This window comes from Kitasatospora sp. NPDC057595, assembly GCF_042800875.1.
GTDB lineage: Bacteria > Actinomycetota > Actinomycetes > Streptomycetales > Streptomycetaceae > Kitasatospora.
In genome coordinates, this window is record NZ_JBHVGL010000009.1 from 105,341 (window position 1) to 123,182 (window position 17,842).

14 protein-coding genes and 1 tRNA gene are annotated in these 17,842 nt (G+C 71.0%); 5 read left to right on the top strand and 10 right to left on the bottom strand.

Going from position 1 to position 17,842, the window contains the following annotated elements:
- Positions 1-84: 84 nt before the first annotated feature.
- The 10 genes from ACFU9E_RS16200 to dnaA all read right to left on the bottom strand — a co-directional run bounded on the left by ACFU9E_RS16200 (position 85) and on the right by dnaA (position 14,579).
- A tRNA-Ile gene (locus tag ACFU9E_RS16200) sits at positions 85-161 on the bottom strand.
- A 16-nt stretch (positions 162-177) separates the two neighbouring features.
- Complete coding sequence (locus tag ACFU9E_RS16205; RefSeq protein WP_380684283.1) at positions 178-1,572, bottom strand: class I SAM-dependent methyltransferase; 1,395 nt, start codon at positions 1,570-1,572, stop codon at positions 178-180.
- Between the two features lie 279 nt (positions 1,573-1,851).
- On the bottom strand, positions 1,852-2,577 hold the full coding sequence (locus tag ACFU9E_RS16210) for a DUF3566 domain-containing protein (protein ID WP_355362484.1): 726 nt from the start codon (positions 2,575-2,577) through the stop codon (positions 1,852-1,854).
- 158 nt (positions 2,578-2,735) lie between these two features.
- Positions 2,736-5,276 (bottom strand): DNA gyrase subunit A, encoded by a 2,541-nt coding sequence (gyrA, locus tag ACFU9E_RS16215; protein ID WP_380684284.1) that lies wholly within the window; start codon positions 5,274-5,276, stop codon positions 2,736-2,738.
- 121 nt (positions 5,277-5,397) lie between these two features.
- A complete protein-coding gene (gyrB, locus tag ACFU9E_RS16220) occupies positions 5,398-7,428 on the bottom strand; it encodes a DNA topoisomerase (ATP-hydrolyzing) subunit B (protein WP_380684282.1) in 2,031 nt (676 codons plus the stop codon).
- Between the two features lie 250 nt (positions 7,429-7,678).
- On the bottom strand, positions 7,679-8,200 hold the full coding sequence (locus tag ACFU9E_RS16225) for a DciA family protein (protein WP_355362490.1): 522 nt from the start codon (positions 8,198-8,200) through the stop codon (positions 7,679-7,681).
- A gap of 211 nt (positions 8,201-8,411) precedes the next feature.
- Positions 8,412-9,545 (bottom strand): DNA replication/repair protein RecF, encoded by a 1,134-nt coding sequence (recF, locus tag ACFU9E_RS16230; protein WP_380684281.1) that lies wholly within the window; start codon positions 9,543-9,545, stop codon positions 8,412-8,414.
- A 42-nt stretch (positions 9,546-9,587) separates the two neighbouring features.
- Positions 9,588-10,583, bottom strand: a complete 996-nt coding sequence (gene gnd / locus ACFU9E_RS16235; protein ID WP_380684280.1) for a phosphogluconate dehydrogenase (NAD(+)-dependent, decarboxylating) — start codon at positions 10,581-10,583, stop codon at positions 9,588-9,590.
- A 92-nt stretch (positions 10,584-10,675) separates the two neighbouring features.
- Positions 10,676-11,806 carry a DNA polymerase III subunit beta gene (dnaN, locus tag ACFU9E_RS16240; protein ID WP_380684279.1) on the bottom strand — a complete coding sequence of 377 codons (1,131 nt, stop codon included), beginning with the start codon at positions 11,804-11,806 and terminating at the stop codon, positions 10,676-10,678.
- Positions 11,807-12,758: 952 nt separating this feature from the next.
- Positions 12,759-14,579 (bottom strand): chromosomal replication initiator protein DnaA, encoded by a 1,821-nt coding sequence (gene dnaA / locus ACFU9E_RS16245; RefSeq protein ID WP_380715081.1) that lies wholly within the window; start codon positions 14,577-14,579, stop codon positions 12,759-12,761.
- Positions 14,580-14,932: 353 nt separating this feature from the next.
- Between dnaA and rpmH the strand changes: the two genes are divergently transcribed.
- From rpmH to ACFU9E_RS16270, 5 genes are all read left to right on the top strand, one after another.
- On the top strand, positions 14,933-15,070 hold the full coding sequence (gene rpmH / locus ACFU9E_RS16250) for a 50S ribosomal protein L34 (protein ID WP_030059672.1): 138 nt from the start codon (positions 14,933-14,935) through the stop codon (positions 15,068-15,070).
- Between the two features lie 18 nt (positions 15,071-15,088).
- Positions 15,089-15,517 carry a ribonuclease P protein component gene (rnpA, locus tag ACFU9E_RS16255; RefSeq protein WP_380689181.1) on the top strand — a complete coding sequence of 143 codons (429 nt, stop codon included), beginning with the start codon at positions 15,089-15,091 and terminating at the stop codon, positions 15,515-15,517.
- Positions 15,514-15,885 (top strand): membrane protein insertion efficiency factor YidD, encoded by a 372-nt coding sequence (gene yidD / locus ACFU9E_RS16260; protein WP_380689184.1) that lies wholly within the window; start codon positions 15,514-15,516, stop codon positions 15,883-15,885. The genes rnpA and yidD overlap by 4 nt, the downstream gene beginning before the upstream one ends.
- Complete coding sequence (yidC, locus tag ACFU9E_RS16265; RefSeq protein ID WP_380689187.1) at positions 15,882-17,048, top strand: membrane protein insertase YidC; 1,167 nt, start codon at positions 15,882-15,884, stop codon at positions 17,046-17,048. The genes yidD and yidC overlap by 4 nt, the downstream gene beginning before the upstream one ends.
- Positions 17,049-17,132: 84 nt before the next feature.
- A complete protein-coding gene (locus ACFU9E_RS16270) occupies positions 17,133-17,663 on the top strand; it encodes a protein jag (RefSeq protein ID WP_380689189.1) in 531 nt (176 codons plus the stop codon).
- Positions 17,664-17,842 lie beyond the last annotated feature (179 nt).

Below are 17,842 nucleotides of genomic sequence, written 5' to 3' on the forward strand. Positions count from 1 at the left end.
AGAACACCCGGCCGCCGCCCGTGGTTCCGGGAATCCGACGGAAAACGCCGAAGGGCCCGGAGCATCGCTCCGGGCCCTTCGCGGTGGTGGGGCTAACAGGACTTGAACCTGTGGCCTCTTCCTTATCAGGGAAGCGCTCTAACCGTCTGAGCTATAGCCCCTTGCCGCACTGAAAGATTAGCGGACCGATCCCCGATCCCCCAAATCCGTTGCGGCCGGGCCCGCGGCGGGGTCCTCCGGGACGGGCAGGTCGGAGGCGGTGCCGCGGGCGGCCAGCCACTCCGCGCGGGTCGCCGGGAGGTGTGCCGCGCCCTGGACGGAGGTGCGCACCGCGAGGATCTGGTTGACCCCGATCCGGTTCTCCTCGAAGGCCAGCGCGGAGGCCGCCATGTAGAGCCGCCAGACCCGCGCCCGGCCGCGCCCCACCAGCCCGACCGCCTCCGTCCAGCGCGCCTCCAGATTGGCCACCCACTCACGCAGGGTCAGCCCGTAGTGCTCACGGAGCGACTCGACGTCGCGCACCTCGAAGCCGGCCTCCTCCAGCCGGGAGACGGTGGAACCGACCGGGGACAGTTCGCCGTCCGGGAAGACGTACCGGTTGATGAACGGGCTGGGCCGGTACCGCTCGCCGGGGTGGTCGGGGCGGCGGGCGATCTGGTGGTTGAGCAGCCGGCCGCCGGGCACCAGCAGCCGGTACAGGCCCTCCGCGTAGACGCGGTACTGGGCCTCGCCGACGTGCTCCGCCATGCCCACGCTGGAGATCGCGTCGAACGGGCCGTCCTGGATCTCCCGGTAGTCCTGGAGGCGGATCTCCACCCGGTCCGCCAGCCCGGCCTCCTCGACCCGCCGCCGGGCCAGCGCGACCTGCTCCTCGGAGATCGACACGCCGACCGCCGTCACCCCGTAGTGCCGGGCCGCGTGCAGCAGCAGCGAGCCCCAGCCCGAGCCGACGTCCAGCAGCCGCATCCCGGGCCGCAGGCCGAGCTTGCGGCAGATGAGGTCCAGCTTGGCCTCCTGCGCCGCCTCCAGGCTCTTCGCGGCGGGCTCCCAGTAGGCGCACGAGTAGACCATCGACGGGCCCAGCACCAGGCCGTAGAAGTCGTTGCCGACGTCGTAGTGGTGGTGGATCGCCGCGCGGTCGCGGCCGCGGCTGTGCAGCCGCCCGCGGCCCGCCGGGGCCTCCTCCGGCGGCGGCACCGGCTCGGGCCCGAGCACACCGGCCCGCAGCAGCGCGCCCATCACCCGGCGGCCCCTGGCGCCCAGCACGTCGCCGGGGCCGAGCCGCAGCGTGCGGATCTCCGGGCGCTCCGCGAAGTGCGCCACGGCCCGCAGCACGTCGTACAGCTCGGTGTCCGGGGCGACCTCCAGGTCCCCCGAGACGAAGGCGCGGACCAGGCCCAGCTCCCCCGGCTGCCAGAGCAGCCGGCGCAGCGCGCGGCGGTTGCGCAGCACCACGGTGGGCGCGCCCGGCGGTCCGGCGACGCTGCCGTCCCAGGCCCGCACCCGCAGCGGCACGGGGACCCCCAGCAGTCCGTCCAGAGCCTCGACCAGCCGCTTTGCGAGCTCCGCCATCGCGCGCCTTCCGTCCTGCCGTGCCGAAGAGCAGTCGTCCCGGACCCGTCCGGTGGGAACCGGGGAGGCCTGCGCCGGCCGGGTGACGCGGAACGAGCGGACCCAGCTAAGCCCACCGCGACCCCGGCCCGTCCGGGCGGCGCGCCGCCCCCGACGGCTGTCACCCGAAATGCCGACGGGCCCCACCGGCTGCAACAACCGGTGGGGCCCGCTGATTCCGTCCGCGAACGGAAGGTCCCCGCGCACGGCGGGAACTGATCCCGGGTCACGCCGGGGGGATCAGTCCTCCTCGGCCAGGGTGAGCTCGATGCCGCCGGTGAAGCCGGCCGCCGCGTTGTAGATGAACGCCGAGAGCGTGGACAGCGCGGTCAGCAGCACCACGTCGACCACCGCGATCAGCGAGGTGAAGGTCATCACCTTGCCGAAGCCCACGTAGTCCATGATGTTCACGCCGCCACCGTTGGTGTCCGAACCGGTGACGTCCTTCAGGGTCTTGCCGAGCGAGTCGAAGACGCCGAGCGAGTCCAGCGTCATCCACAGCACCGCGGCCGCCACGATGATGATGATCCCGACCGCCAGCGACAGCAGGAAGCTGACCTTCATGACCGACCACGGGTCGGCCTTGGTCACCCGCAGCCGGGCCTTCCTGGTCCGGCCCAGGCTGCCGCCGGAGGCCGGCGCGGCGGCCGGACGGCGGGGGCCCGCGGCGGGCGTCCCGCCGGGCGGGGTGTTGCCGCCGCCGACCCGGGTGCCCCGGGGCGGGGTCGGCTGCCCCTTGGCGTAGGTGGTCGGCTGCGAGAAGCCGCCCGGTGCCGGTGCGCCCGGCGGCGGGGGCGTCTGACCGCCGTACGTACCGCCCTGGCCCGCTCCGCCGACCGGCGGCATCAGCGAGGTGGACGCGGCCGGGTGCTCCGGCGGCTGCGGCCCGCCGTACCCCCCGCCGCCCTGTGCTGCGCCCGGACGGCCGCCGGCGGCGCCTCCCGCAGCACCCGTGGCTCCACTCACTGGTCCTCCCGCACTTCCCACCAGGACGGACGCGCCGCCCTGCTTCGTCACTCGTCATCCAGCGCCCGGCGGGATTGCCCGGAACTGGTCGGCGGCCGGTACCGCCACGCCGTGTACGGATGTACGGACGTGACGGTACCGGCCGTCGTGGTACGAGGTCAGGCCTGGGCGGTGTCCCCGCCCGTTGCCGTCCCCGCACCCTCGGCCACCTCGGTGGACTCGGTACCCGCCACCTCGTCCTCCGCCGACTCCTCGTCCTCGGCCTCCGCGTTGCGGGCCATGCCCACGACCGCATCGCGCTTACCCAGGTTGATCAGTTGGACGCCCATGGTGTCACGTCCGGTTTCACGAACCTCGGAAACCCTCGTACGGATCACTCCACCGGACAGGGTGATGGCCATGATCTCGTCGGTCTCGTCGACGACGAGCGCGCCGACCAGCGAGCCCCGGCCCTCGACGATCTTCGCCGCCTTGGTGCCGTAGCCGCCGCGCCCCTGGACACGGTACTCGTCCACACCGGTGCGCTTGGCGTAGCCGCCGTCGGTCGCGGTGAAGACGAAGGTGCCCGGACGGACCACGTTCATCGACAGGAGTTCGTCGTCCTCGCGGAAGGCCATGCCCTTGACGCCGGAGGTGGCGCGGCCGGTGGAGCGCAACGCCTCGTCGGTGGCGGTGAAGCGGATCGACTGCGCCTTCCTGGAGACGAGCAGCAGGTCGTCCTCGGCGGAGACCAGCTCGGCGCCGATCAGCTCGTCGTCCCGGCCCTCCTCGTCCTGGCGCAGGTTGATCGCGATCAGGCCGCCGGAGCGCGGGGAGTCGTAGTCCTTGAGCAGGGACTTCTTCACCAGGCCGGCCCGGGTGGCGAGGACCAGGTAGGGCTTGTCCTCGTAGGTGCGGACGGCCATCACCTGGGCGATGTGCTCGTCCGGCTGGAAGGCCAGCAGGTTGGCCACGTGCTGGCCGCGGGCGTCGCGCCCGGCGTCCGGCAGCTCGTAGCCCTTGGCGCGGTAGACCCGGCCCTTGTTGGTGAAGAACAGGATCCAGTTGTGGGTCGTCGTCACGAAGAAGTGGTCGACGATGTCGTCCTGCTTGAGCTGGGCGCCGCGCACGCCCTTGCCGCCGCGCTTCTGCGAGCGGTAGAGGTCGGAGCGGGTGCGCTTGACGTAGCCGCCGCGGGTGATCGTGACGACGATGTCCTCCTCGGCGATGAGGTCCTCGATGGAGAGGTCGCCGTCGGAGGGGATGAGGGTGGAGCGCCGCTCGTCGCCGTACTTCTCGACGATCGCGGTGAGCTCCTCGGAGATGATCCCGCGCTGGCGGGTCGGCGAGGCCAGGATCGCGTTGTACTCGTCGATCCTGCGCTGCAGCTCGTCGTGCTCGTCGGTGATCCGCTGGCGCTCCAGGGCGGCCAGCCGGCGCAGCTGCATCTCCAGGATGGCGTTGGCCTGGAGCTCGTCGATCGCGAGCAGCTCCATCAGGCCGGTGCGGGCCGCGTCGGCGCTCGCCGAGGCCCGGATCAGCGCGATGACCTCGTCGATCATGTCCAGGGCGCGCAGCAGGGCGCGCAGGATGTGGGCGCGCTCCTCGGCCTTGCGCAGCCGGAAGGTGGTGCGCCGGACGATGACCTCGACCTGGTGGTTGACCCAGTGCCGGATGAAGGCGTCCAGCGACAGGGTGCGCGGCACGCCGTCGACCAGGGCCAGCATGTTGGCGCCGAAGTTGGTCTGCAGGTCGGTGTGCTTGTAGAGGTTGTTCAGCACGACCTTGGCGACCGCGTCGCGCTTGAGCACGATCACCAGGCGCTGGCCGGTGCGCGAGGAGGACTCGTCGCGGACGTCGGCGATGCCGGCGATCCGGCCGTCCTTGACCAGGTCGGCGATCTTCAGCGCGAGGTTGTCCGGGTTGACCTGGTAGGGCAGCTCGGTGATCACCAGGCACTGCCGGCCCTGGATCTCCTCGACCTCGACGACGGCACGCATGGTGACCGAGCCGCGGCCGGTGCGGTAGTAGTCGTCGATGCCGCGGCGGCCGACGATCAGCGCGCCGGTCGGGAAGTCCGGGCCCTTGATCCGCTCGATCAGGGCGTCCAGCAGCTCCTCGTTGGAGACCTCGGGGTTCTCCAGGTACCAGAGCGCGCCGGAGGCGACCTCGCGCAGGTTGTGCGGCGGGATGTTGGTGGCCATGCCGACCGCGATGCCGGTGGCACCGTTGACCAGCAGGTTGGGGAAGCGCGCGGGCAGGACGGTGGGCTCCTGCGAGCGGCCGTCGTAGTTCGGCGCGAAGTCGACGGTCTCCTCGTCGATGTCGCGCATCATCTCCATCGCCAGCGGCGCCATCTTGCACTCGGTGTAGCGCATGGCCGCGGCCGGGTCGTTGCCCGGGGAGCCGAAGTTGCCGTTGCCGTCCACCAGCGGCATCCGCATCGACCACGGCTGGGCCAGGCGGACCACGGTGTCGTAGATCGAGGTGTCGCCGTGCGGGTGGTAGTTGCCCATCACGTCGCCGACGACGCGGGCGCACTTGTAGTAGCCCTTCTCGGGGCGGTAGCCGCCGTCGTACATCGCGTACAGCACCCGGCGGTGCACCGGCTTGAGGCCGTCGCGCACCTCGGGCAGGGCCCGGCTGACGATGACGCTCATCGCGTAGTCGAGGTACGAGCGCTGCATCTCGGTCTCTAGCTCGACCGGCTCGATCCGCAGGGCGACCGCGTTGGCGGCCTCGGGGGTCTCGGGCTGCTCGCCTTCGGGACGGTTGTCGTCGACCACTGGTGGTCAGTTTCCTTTCACGCGGACTGGTACGTGCGGGGCCTGCGGGCAGGCGTCACACGTCCAGGAAGCGGACGTCCTTGGCGTTGCGCTGGATGAAGGAACGGCGGGCCTCGACGTCCTCGCCCATCAGGATCGAGAACAGCTCGTCGGCGCGGGCGGCGTCCTCCAGGGTGACCTGGAGCAGCAGGCGGTGGGCCTGGTCCATGGTGGTGACCCGGAGCTCCTCGGCGTTCATCTCGCCGAGACCCTTGAACCGCTGGATCGCGTCGTCCTTCGGCAGCCGGCGCCCGGCGGCCACGCCCGCCGCGATCACGGCGTCGCGCTCGCGGTCGGAGTAGACGTACTCGAAGTCGTCCTTGCCCCACTTGATCTTGTACAGCGGCGGCATCGCCAGGTAGACGTAGCCGGCCTCGACCAGCGGCCGCATGAAGCGGAACAGCAGGGTCAGCAGCAGGGTGCGGATGTGCTGTCCGTCGACGTCGGCGTCGGCCATCAGCACGATCTTGTGGTACCGCAGCTTGGACTCGTCGTAGTCCTCCTGGATGCCGCAGCCGAAGGCCGAGATCAGCGCCTGGACCTCGGTGTTCTGCAGCACCTTGTCGATCCGGGCCTTCTCGACGTTCAGGATCTTGCCGCGGATCGGGAGGATCGCCTGGATGCGCGGGTCGCGGCCCTGCTTGGCCGAGCCGCCGGCGGAGTCACCCTCGACGATGAAGATCTCGCACTCCGCCGGGTCCTTGGACTGGCAGTCGCTGAGCTTGCCGGGCAGCGAGGCGGACTCCAGCAGGCCCTTGCGGCGGGTGAGGTCGCGGGCCTTGCGGGCGGCGACGCGCGCGGTGGCCGCCTGGATGGACTTGCGGATGATGTCCGCGGCCTCGTTGGGGTTGCGGTCCAGCCAGTCGTTCAGGTGCTCGTGGACGACCTTCTGGACGAAGGTCTTCGCCTCGGTGTTGCCCAGCTTGTCCTTGGTCTGGCCCTCGAACTGCGGCTCGCCGAGCTTGACCGAGATGATCGCGGTCAGACCCTCGCGGATGTCCTCGCCGGAGAGGTTGTCGTCCTTCTCGCGGAGCAGCTTCTTGTCCCGCGCGTAGCGGTTGACCAGGCCGGTCAGCGCCGCGCGGAAGCCCTCCTCGTGGGTACCGCCGCCGTGGGTGTGGATGGTGTTGGCGAAGGAGTAGACCCCCTCGGTGTACGAGGAGTTCCACTGCATGGCGATCTCCACCGAGATCGCCTTGTCCTTGTCCTCCGCCTCGAAGTCGATCACCGAGGGGTGGACGACCTCGCCCTTGCGGGAGTTGAGGTGGGCGACGAAGTCGGCGATGCCGCCGTCGTACTTGTAGGTGACCGAGAGCGGCTTGCCCTCCTCGTCGACGTGCTCGGGGCGCTCGTCGGTGAGCCTGATGGTCAGGCCCTTGTTGAGGAACGCCATCTCCTGGAACCGGCGGGAGAGCGTCTCGAAGGAGTAGACCGTGGTCTCGAAGATGTCCGGGTCGGCCCAGAAGGTGACGCTGGTGCCGGTGCGCTCGGTGGCCTCGTGCTGGGCCAGCGGGGCGGTCGGGGTGCCGGCCTTGTACTCCTGGGTCCAGCGGTGGCCGTCGGTGTGGATCTCCACCGCGAGCCGGGTGGAGAGCGCGTTCACCACGGAGACGCCGACGCCGTGCAGACCGCCGGAGACCGCGTAGCCGCCGTTGCCGAACTTGCCGCCCGCGTGCAGGACCGTCAGCACGACCTCGACGGCCGGCTTGCCCTGGCCCGGCATGATGCCGACCGGGATGCCGCGGCCGTTGTCGACCACGCGCACGCCGCCGTCGGCCAGCAGCGACACGTCGATGGTGTCCGCGTGGCCGGCCATCGCCTCGTCGACGGAGTTGTCCACGATCTCCTGCACCAGGTGGTGCAGGCCTCGCTCACCGGTCGAGCCGATGTACATGCCGGGGCGCTTGCGGACGGCGTCGAGGCCCTCCAGCACCTGGATGGCGCTCGCGTCGTACGACCGGTCGGACTGGTCGGTCTGGTCTGGGGTCTGGCTGGGGTTGCCGGAATCGGCCACGAAGCGCCCTCTCTGGCACAGCGCGGGCCGCATCCCCGCTCCCTCTGCGGGCGGGCGTGCGACCACGGCGTTTCGACTCGGTTGCCACTAGCAACAGTGTTTGCCCTTCAGTCTACCGGTACGACTGACATCGATGGGCGTTTGGCAGCCTCTGAGGGCAGAAATGCCGCCCTGAATCCCCTCGGGACATGTCCCGATACTCGACCGGGGGGCTCAGACCGCCTGGCAGGGCCGTCAGGGGTTCCGGAGGATCACGGTCCGCTCCGTCCCGCGGCCCTCGGGCCTATCCCCAGGTGTCCCCGGGGCCCTTGCTGCCGGGGGCGCGCAGCCGGCCGTAGCCGCGCACCGGGGCGGCGGGGCCGAGCACCTTGATGGTGCGAACCGTGCCGTGGCCCAGCTCGTGGTTCAGACGGGCCACCAACTGCCGCGCCAGCCAGCGGAGTTGAGTGGCCCACGCGGTGGAGTCGCACTGCACCGTGAGCACCGCGGCCTCGTCGTCGTAGGCGGTCGGCGTGCAGTGCGCGGCGATGTCCGGCCCGACGATCTGCGGCCAACGGCCCATCACCCCGCCGACCGCGGCCGAGGACTCCCAGCCCCGCTCGGTCAGCAGCCGGGTCAGCGCCGCCCCCAGCGGCACCGGGTCGCGGCCGTCCGAGCGGGCCCCGCTGCGCAGTCCGTGCCGCTTCGCCTCGCGCTTCTCGCGCACCTGCTCACCGCGCTGGCGGGCCTGCGCCCGGGCCGCCCGCAGCGCCGAGCGCGCCAGGTCGGCACCGGTCGGCTCGGGGTGCTCCGCCGACTCGCTCACGGCGATCTCCTTATCCCCACCCTGTGGACAACGGTGAGCCGTCCAGCGTACGGGAGCCGGGTGGGCGCGCGGCGGCGCGGGTGGGCCACGCCGGGGGTACGGACACGGGGTGTGCGGGCCGCTCCGACGGCGGCCGGGCAGGCGGGGGTCGGGCAGGAACCGGTCGGGCGGGGCCGGGCGGAGGGGCGCCGTCGGGCCGGCGCGGGCGCGGTCAGCCGGTGACGCGCTGGACGGCGCCGTCGGCGACCGCGTACCGGGCGCCGGCCAGCGCCTTCGGCACGTCCTCGGCCACCGCCGCGGTCACCAGCACCTGCTCGCCGCCGGCCACCAGCTCGGCCAGCCGGTCGCGGCGGGCGGCGTCCAGCTCGGCGAAGACGTCGTCCAGGATCAGCACCGGCTCTCCCCCGTCGGCGCGCAGCAGCTCGTAGGACGCCAGCCGCAGCGCCAGCGCGAACGACCAGGACTCGCCGTGGCTGGCGTAGCCCTTGGCGGGCAGCGGGCCGAGCTTGAGCACCAGCTCGTCGCGGTGCGGGCCGACCAGGGTGACGCCGCGGTCGACCTCCTGCTTGCGGGCCGTCCGCAGCGCCTCGATCAGCTGTTCCTCGGCCTGCTCGCGGCTGGTCGGCAGCTCCCCCTCGAAGGAGCTGCGGTACTCCAGCGCGGTCTCCCCGCCGCCCGGCGCGAGCTGTCCGTAGGCGGCCGCGACCAGCGGCTGGAGGGAGGCCACCAGCTGCAGGCGGAACGCGGTGAGTTCGGCGCCGGCCCGGGCCAGGTGACCGTCCCAGACCTCCAGGGTGGAGAGGTCGGCGCCCTTGCCGCCGCTGGCCCGGCGGGCCATCGCGGCGGTCTTCAGCAGGGCGTTGCGCTGCTTGAGCACCCGTTCGTAGTCCTGCCGGACCCCGGCCAGCCGGGGCGCGCGGGCGGTCAGCAGCTCGTCCAGGAAGCGCCGCCGCTCCCCCGGGTCGCCCTTGACCAGGGCGAGGTCCTCGGGGGCGAACAGCACGGTGCGCAGCAGGCCCAGCACGTCGCGCGGGCGGACGTTGTCGGAGCGGTTGATCCGGGCCCGGTTGGCCTTGCCCGGGGTGATCTCCAGCTCGACCAGGGTGGAGCGGCCGCGGTCCACCACCGAGGTGCGGATCACCGCGCGCTCGGCGCCCAGCCGGATCAGCGGGGCGTCGGTGGCGACCCGGTGGCTGCCCAGGGTGGCGACGTAGCCGACCGCCTCGACCAGGTTGGTCTTGCCCTGGCCGTTGGGCCCGACGAAGGCCGTCACGCCCGGGTCGAGGGAGACCTCGGCCCGGGCGTAGGAACGGAAGTCGGCGAGCGACAGGTGCGCGACGTGCATGACGGTGGACTGCGCTCGCCTTCTGGGGTGGGACTGCGGGGACTACTTCGACTCGACCGCGTGGCCGCCGAACTGGTTGCGCAGCGCGGCGATCATCTTCATCTGCGGGGAGTCGTCCTGGCGGGAGGCGAAGCGGGCGAAGAGCGAGGCGGTGATCGCCGGCAGCGGGACGGCGTGGTCGATCGCGGCCTCGACGGTCCAGCGGCCCTCGCCGGAGTCGGCGGCCCAGCCCTTGAGCTTGCCCAGGTGCTCGTCCTCGTCCAGGGCGCGCACGGCCAGGTCGAGCAGCCAGGAGCGGATCACGGTGCCCTCCTGCCAGCTGCGGAAGACCTCGCGGACGTCGGTGACCTCGGGGGCGGCCTCCAGCAGCTCCCAGCCCTCGGCGAAGGCCTGCATCATCGCGTACTCGATGCCGTTGTGGACCATCTTGGCGAAGTGGCCGGCGCCGACCGCGCCCGCGTGCACCGAGCCGAAGTCACCCTCGGGCTTGAGGGCGTCGAAGACCGGCTGGACCTTGGCCACGTGCTCGGCGTCGCCGCCGTACATCAGCGCGTAGCCGTTCTCCAGGCCCCAGACGCCGCCGGAGACGCCGCAGTCGACGAAGCCGATGCCCTTGGCGGCCAGCGCCTCGGCGTGCTTGACGTCGTCGGTCCAGCGGGAGTTGCCGCCGTCGACGACCACGTCACCGGGGGAGAGCAGCTCGGCCAGCTCGTCCACGGTGGCCTGGGTGGCGGCGCCGGCCGGAACCATGACCCAGATGACGCGCGGGCCCTGCAGCTTGGTGACCAGCTCCTGGAGGCTCTCGACGTCGGAGATGTCGGGGTTGCGGTCGTAGCCGATGACGGTGTGGCCGGCGCGGCGGATCCGCTCGCGCATGTTGCCGCCCATCTTGCCGAGACCGATGAGGCCGAGCTCCATAGCCAAATCCTTACCTGTGGTGACGTCCCTGCGGGCGGCGCCGTTGCCGCGCCTCCTTGAGCCTACGTGCTGGAGCGGAAGGGCCTCCTCGCGGTCGGGCCGACCGGGGGAGGGTTCCACAGGTTTGTTCACAGGGCTGTGGACGGAGCCGTGGACAGAAGGCTCCCGGGCCGGACCGGTGGCGGCCGGTCCGGCCCGGGAGCGCAGCCGGCTCAGCCGGAGAGGCGGACCGGCATGATCAGGTACTGGTAGGCCTCGTCGGCCTCCGCGTCCACCGAGGCCTTGCCGCTGAGCAGCGCGGGCTTGGTCGGGGTGGTGAAGCTCAGCTGGGCGTAGGCGGAGTCGATGGCCTTGAGGCCCTCCTCCAGGTAGCCCGGGTTGAACGCGATCGAGATGGCGTCCCCCTCCAGGGAGGCGTCGATCCGCTCGGTGGCCTGGGCGTCGTCGCCGGAGCCGGCCTCCAGGGTGAGCACGCCCTCCTCGAAGTTCAGCCGGACCGGGGTGTTGCGCTCGGCGACCAGCGAGACGCGCTTGAGCGCCTCCAGGAAGGGCTGGGTCTGGATCGCCGCGATCGCGTTGAACTCGGTCGGGAACAGGCTGCGGTACTTCGGGAACTCGCCCTCCAGCAGCCGGGTGGTGGTCCGCCGGCCGGCGCCCTCGAAGCCGATCAGGCCCTCGCCCGCGCCGCCCGAGGAGAGCGCGATGGAGACGTTGTCGCCGCTGCCCAGGGACTTGGCGATGTCCTGCAGGGTCTTGGCCGGGACCAGCGCGACGGCCGAGATGTCGGCCTGCTCGGGCTTCCACAGCAGCTCGCGCACCGCGAAGCGGTAGCGGTCGGTGGCGGCCAGGGTGATCCGGTCGCCCTCGATCTCGACCCGGACACCGGTGAGCACCGGCAGGGTGTCGTCACGGCCGGCGGCCACCGCGGCCTGGCTGACCGCGGAGGCGAAGACGTCGCCGGGGACGGTGCCGGTCGCGGTCGGCATCTGGGGCAGCGCCGGGTACTCGTCCACCGGAAGGGTGGGCAGGGTGAACCGGGAGCTGCCGCAGACCACGCTGACCCGCTGGCCGTCGGTGGAGATCTCCACAGGCCTGTTGGGAAGGTTGCGCGAGATGTCGTTGAGCAGCCGGCCGGAGACCAGCACGGTGCCGGCCTCCTCGATGTCGGCCTCCAGCTCGACCCGGGCCGAGACCTCGTAGTCGAAGCCGGACAGCGCCAGGCTGCCGTCCTGAGCCGTCAGCAGCAGGCCGGCCAGCACCGGCACCGGCGGCCGTGCCGGGAGGCTGCGGGCAGCCCAGGCCACCGCCTCCGCGAGGACGTCACGCTCCACCCGGAACTTCACCGGTAACCGCCTCCTGGATCGAGCGCTCCCGCTCGCACGTCTGGTTCTTCTGATCTTGGTCTTCGGTGCGGCTGTCCGCCGAGCTCCGCCGCTCCGCTTCCAGTCGCCGAGGACAGTCTGACGTACTCCACCGACAGACGGGGCAGACGGGCGGAAGCAACTCGAACGGATGTCGGGCAGCGGTTGTCCACAGATTTCGGCCCCACCTGCTTTTGAACCAGGCGAACGGTCTATAGGTGTAGTGGTAGTAGTAGGGCCTGTGGAAACCGTGGATAACCCTGTTTGCGCAGGTCAGGCCCGGTTTTTTGTCCACAGGACATGTGGATGCGGCCTGTGGACGAACACGGCCCGCTGTGGACGGCGGAGCGTTACCCACAGGGCACGCTGAGTATCCACAGGTTATCCCCAGCGCTGTCCCCAGATCCGGGCCCGGTTATCCACGGGCCCCGGTCAACTTTTCGTGACGGCTTTCACACCTGGGCATGAACGAGGGCAGAAGCTTGTCGAACTGTGGACACGGCTGTGGACAACCTGGGGATAACCTCGCCCGGCCTGGGGACAACCGGTGGACAGCTCGGATGGCCCACTGACGGGCCGACAATTGTCCACACCCTGTGGATAACGGTTGTGCACAAGTCCACAGGCACCTGACCTGCGCGGAAGAGCGTAGCGGCGGCCGCCCTGTGGAGGAATTCTGGATAACTCACGGCGCCCGGGCCTGTGGACGGCGGAGAACCCGTCCGGCCTGTGGATTTCCGCCTCGCGCACCGGTGGCGTTCGAATCCCCGGTCAGATGTTCGGCGTGGGCTGTGGACTGGCGGAGCGTCCGTCACCGGCATCCCTGCCCCGCCGATGCGCGGTGCACACCTGTGGATATGCCGAAAGGGCGCCAGGATCGCTCCTGACGCCCTTTTCCGGCCACCCGGGGCCCGCCCGTCCGCGGGCCCGCCGGCTAGCTCTTGATGCGGTTGGTCAGCTCGGTGACCTGGTTGTAGATCGAGCGGCGCTCGGCCATGAGTGACCGGATCTTGCGGTCGGCGTGCATCACCGTGGTGTGGTCGCGGCCGCCGAACTGCGCGCCGATCTTCGGCAGCGAGAGGTCGGTGAGTTCCCGGCAGAGGTACATGGCGATCTGACGCGCGGTCACCAGCACGCGGCTGCGCGAGGATCCGCAGAGGTCGTCCACCCCGAGCCCGAAGTAGGCGGCGGTCTGCTGCATGATCACCTGGGCGGTGATCTCCGGCCCGGCGTCCTCGTCGCCGCCCGGGATGAGGTCCTTGAGGACGATCCCGGCCAGCTCCAGGTCGACCGGCGCCCGGTTGAGGTTGGCGAAGGCGGTGACCCGGATCAGGGCCCCCTCCAACTCCCGGATGTTCCGGGTGATCCGGGACGCGATGAACTCCAACACATCGGCGGGAGCGTTGAGTTGCTCCTGGATCGCCTTCTTGCGCAGGATCGCGATCCGGGTCTCCAGCTCCGGCGGGGTGACGTCGGTGATCAGTCCCCACTCGAAGCGGTTGCGCAGCCGGTCCTCCAGCGTGGTCAGCAGCTTGGGCGGCCGGTCGGAGGAGAGCACGATCTGCTTGTTGGCGTTGTGCAGGGTGTTGAAGGTGTGGAAGAACTCCTCCTGCGTGGACTCCTTGCTCGCCAGGAACTGCACGTCGTCCACGAGCAGGATGTCCATGTCCCGGTAGCGCTTGCGGAAGGTGTCCGCCTTGCCGTCCCGGATGGAGTTGATGAACTCGTTGGTGAACTCCTCGGAGGACACGTAGCGCACCCGGGTGCCCGGGAAGAGGCTGCGCGAGTAGTGCCCGATGGCGTGCAGCAGGTGGGTCTTGCCCAGCCCGGACTCGCCGTAAATGAAGAGCGGGTTGTAGGCCTTGGCCGGGGCCTCGGCGACCGCCACCGCCGCCGCGTGCGCGAAGCGGTTGCTGGCGCCGATGACGAAGGTGTCGAACAGGTACTTGGGGTTCAGCCGGGCGGCCGGCTCGTCCTTGCGGGAACCGCCGGCCGGGGGCGCGCCGGGCGGGGCGGGCACACCGGGGACCGCCGGGCGGTCGGTGGCGCGCTCGGCGGGGGCCTTGTCCGCCCCGCGGCCGGCGGCCGGGCGGGCCGCGGGGCGGCGGCCGGAGGCGGTCCGCGGGTGCTCGCCCGGACCGGGGCCGTAGGCGCCGCCGAAGAGGTCGCCCTGGGTGGTGGAGGGCGGCGCGGGGACGTGCCGCGGCGCGGGCCGGGGCGCCGGCTCCTCGGGCTCGCGGTAGGCCGGCGGCTGCTCCTGGTAGCCGGGCCAGGCCTGGTTGCCGCCCGCCGGGCCGCCGTACGGCGCGGGGTGCTGCTCGTAGCCGCCGCTCTCGTAGTGCGGCCGCTCGTAGCCCGCCTCGTAGCCCTGCTCGTAGTCCTGTTCGTAGGTCTGCGGGTAGCCCTGGTCGCCGTAGCCGCCGGCGTCCGGCTCGGACGGGTTCGGGTACGGCTCGGCGGGGGCCTGCGGGGCGGGGGTGGTCGGCACGGCGTTGGCGTCGACCATCACGGCGATCCGCACCGGGCGGGCCAGCTCGCGGGAGAGCGCCTCGGTCAGCTGCGGCAGCAGCCGGCCCTCCAGCACCTGCTTGGCCCGCTCGTTGGGGGCCGCCAGCAGGGCGGTGTCGTGCATCATCCACATGGGCTGGGTGCGCTGCACCCACTGCTTGTCCATCTCCCCGACATCCGGGTCGGCGACCAGCCGCTCGACGACCCTCGCCCAGACCGGGACGAGGTCGCTGTTGACATCAGCCACTGGTACACGCTTTCCGATGAACAAACCAGACAAGTCCTGCAACGGTAGTCAGCGAACAGAGCCGGATCAAGTCGTTGTCCACAGGCTGTGGGTAAGCGGCTCCCAGGCGGCTGGTTTGACCCTCGTGCCCCGTCCCGCGTACCGTAACCAGGTCGAGTTGTCGATGGCCGCTGCCGCATGTCCGCGGGTCCACCCGCTCCATAAGGCGCGCAGCACGGGCGCCGTGGATTGCCTCAAACCCCAGCCGAACTGGGGAGATGGGCCGGATTTCCGATACAGGGGAGATCACGCGGACGCACGGTGACGGCCAAGCGACTCCCCGTCATCCTACGATTCACCTCAGGAGCCCCCGAGTGAGCAAGCGCACCTTCCAGCCGAACAACCGTCGCCGCGCGAAGACCCACGGCTTCCGGCTGCGGATGCGTACCCGCGCCGGCCGCGCCATCCTGGCTGCCCGCCGTGGCAAGGGCCGCGCCAGCCTGTCCGCCTGATCCGCACCAGAGTCTGTTGTGCTGCCCTCCGAGAATCGGCTGCGGCGGCGCCAGGACTTCGCGACCGCGGTGAAACGCGGTCGTCGGGCCGGCAGGCCCCTGCTGGTCGTCCATCTCGCCAGAGAGGACGGCCCCGGGGACCGCACCGACCGGACCAGCGACACCCGCCCGCACGTCGCCGAGGGGACTCCTTCGGCGCGTGCGGGTTTCGTCGTGAGCAAGGCCGTCGGCCCGGCGGTCACGCGCAACCTGGTCAAGCGCCGGTTGCGCCATCTCGTACGTGATCGTCTGTCCCGGCTGCCCGCCGGTAGCCTGATAGTGGTGCGTGCGCTGCCCCCGGCCGCGTCCGCCTCGTACCAGGAACTCGAACGCGACCTGGACGCGGCGCTCAAGCGGTTGCTCAAGGCCGAGCACGCCGCCTCGGCGCCGACGGGAGCAGGGCGATGAAGTACCTGCTAATGGGTCTGATCAGGGTCTACCAGTGGACCATCAGCCCACTGCTCGGTCCGGTGTGCCGTTACTACCCGTCCTGCTCGCACTACGGCTTCGAGGCCGTGAAGACGCACGGGGCGGTGAAGGGCGGCGCCCTGACCGCGTGGCGCATCCTGCGCTGCAATCCGTGGACTCCCGGCGGGGTCGATCATGTCCCGCCGCGCAAGCATCCGGTGTGGCACCGCCGGCTGCGGGACCGGCTGAAGGGCCGGTCCGCCGCCGACCAGCCGGTGATCATGCCCCCCGCCGGTCCGGACCCAGAGGGCCCGGCGACCATTGGCCCCATGGGGCCAATCCCAATGTCCAAGGAGCCTGACCGGTGACCTTCTCCTTCCTCAACCCCCTGTACACAGCGGTGTCCTGGATCATCGTCCAGTTCCACTCGCTGTACAGCCACGTCTTCAATCCGGATGGTGGCTGGGCCTGGGGTCTGGCCATCGCCTCGATGGTGGTCGTCATCCGGATCTGCCTGATCCCGCTCTTCGTGAAGCAGATCAAGGCGACCCGGGCCATGCAGGCGATCCAGCCGAAGATGAAGGCCATCCAGGAGCGGTACAAGAACGACCGCCAGCGCCAGTCCGAAGAGATGATGAAGCTGTACAAGGAGGCGGGTACCAACCCGTTCTCCAGCTGCCTTCCCATCCTCGTGCAGGCGCCGTTCTTCACCGCGCTCTACGGCGTGCTGGCCTCGGTCGCCAAGGGCCACGAGATCGGCGTGATCAACGGCGACCTGCTGGTGAGCGCCGGCAAGGCGCACATCTTCGGCGCTCCGCTGTCGGCCACCTTCGTGAGCAGCAGCGAGGTCAGCGTCAAGATCGTCGTCGCCGTGATGATCATCATGATGTCGGCGTCGCAGTTCATCACCCAGCGCCAGCTGATGACGAAGAACGTCGACCTCAGCGTGAAGACGCCGTTCATGCAGCAGCAGAAGATGCTGATGTACGTCTTCCCGATCATGTTCGCCGTGATGGGCATCAACTTCCCGGTCGGTGTCCTGGTCTACTGGCTGACCACCAACGTCTGGTCGATGGGCCAGCAGCTGATCGTCATCCGCAACAACCCGACGCCGGGCAGCAAGGCCTGGGACGAGCGTCAGGTCCGGCTGAAGAAGGCCGGCCGGCTGAACCCGGACGGCTCGGTCATCAAGGGCCCGCTGTTCGGCCTGCTCCCCGCGAAGAAGTCGGCCGTCAGCGCCGAGACCGTGGTCGAGGAGTCGGTGCAGGTGCGCCGGCAGCAGCCGCGGAAGCAGAGCAAGTCGCAGCGCCAGCACACCGGCGGCCAGCCGGCGAGCCTGACCAAGGACGCCCCGGCCGAGCAGCCCGCCGACGCCGCCCCGGCGGACTCCGCGAGCACCGGCACGTCCGGCGGTACCGGTGCGGCCAAGCAGACCGCGGCGCGTCCGGCGGGTGCCAAGTCGGGTCCGGCCCGTCCGCAGGGCGGCCGGCAGCAGCCCAAGCGCGGCGGTCAGCGGCCGAAGAAGAAGTGACCGGTCCGCTCCGGACCGTTCCCGCGGCCCCCTGAACCTCGTTACCGGCCCACCACCCGGGCCCATCTCCGAAGGAGTCCATCAGTGACGGAAGGCATCACCTCCGCCGTCGAGGCCGAGGCCGCCGCCAGCGCCGACGAGAGCCTCATCACCCGCCTGGAGCAGGAGGGCGACATCGCGGCGGACTACCTGGAGGGTCTGCTCGACATCGCCGATCTCGACGGTGACATCGACATGGACGTCGAGGGTGACCGCGCCCTGGTCTCCATCGTCAGCGACGGCAACGACCGCTCCCTGCAGCGGCTGGTCGGCCAGGACGGCGAGGTGCTGGAGGCGCTGCAGGAGCTGACCCGGTTGGCCGTCCACCGGGAGACCGGCGAGCGCAGCCGCCTCATGCTGGACATCGCCGGCTTCCGGGCTCGCAAGCGCTCGGAGCTGGCGACCCTCGGGTCGCAGGCGGCCGATCAGGTGAAGAGCTCGGGGGAGCAGGTCAAGCTGCGTCCGATGACCCCGTTCGAGCGCAAGGTCGTCCATGACGCGGTGGCCGCGGCCGGTCTGCGCAGCGAGTCGGAGGGCGAGGAGCCCCAGCGGTGCGTGGTCGTGCTGCCGGCCTGACGGCAGGGTGACCGTCGGCGGCTTGGGCGGTCGACATGCGACACGAGGACCCGACCCCGTCCGCCACGCGCGGGCGGGGTCGTCGTCCCTTCGCGTCGTCCCTTCGCGGGGCCGTGGCCCGGCGAGAGATGTTTCACGTGAAACGGTGCAGGAGCGGGTCGGTGGATCCGGGGAGCGGA

Bases quoted from the DNA above. Each gene is read 5' to 3' on its own strand.
- ACFU9E_RS16205 (WP_380684283.1), bottom strand. From the start codon at position 1,572: ATGGCGGAGCTCGCAAAGCGGCTGGTCGAGGCTCTGGACGGACTGCTG.
- gyrB (WP_380684282.1), bottom strand. From the start codon at position 7,428: ATGCGGCCCGCGCTGTGCCAGAGAGGGCGCTTCGTGGCCGATTCCGGC.
- recF (WP_380684281.1), bottom strand. From the start codon at position 9,545: ATGCACGTCGCGCACCTGTCGCTCGCCGACTTCCGTTCCTACGCCCGG.
- yidD (WP_380689184.1), top strand. From the start codon at position 15,514: ATGAAGTACCTGCTAATGGGTCTGATCAGGGTCTACCAGTGGACCATC.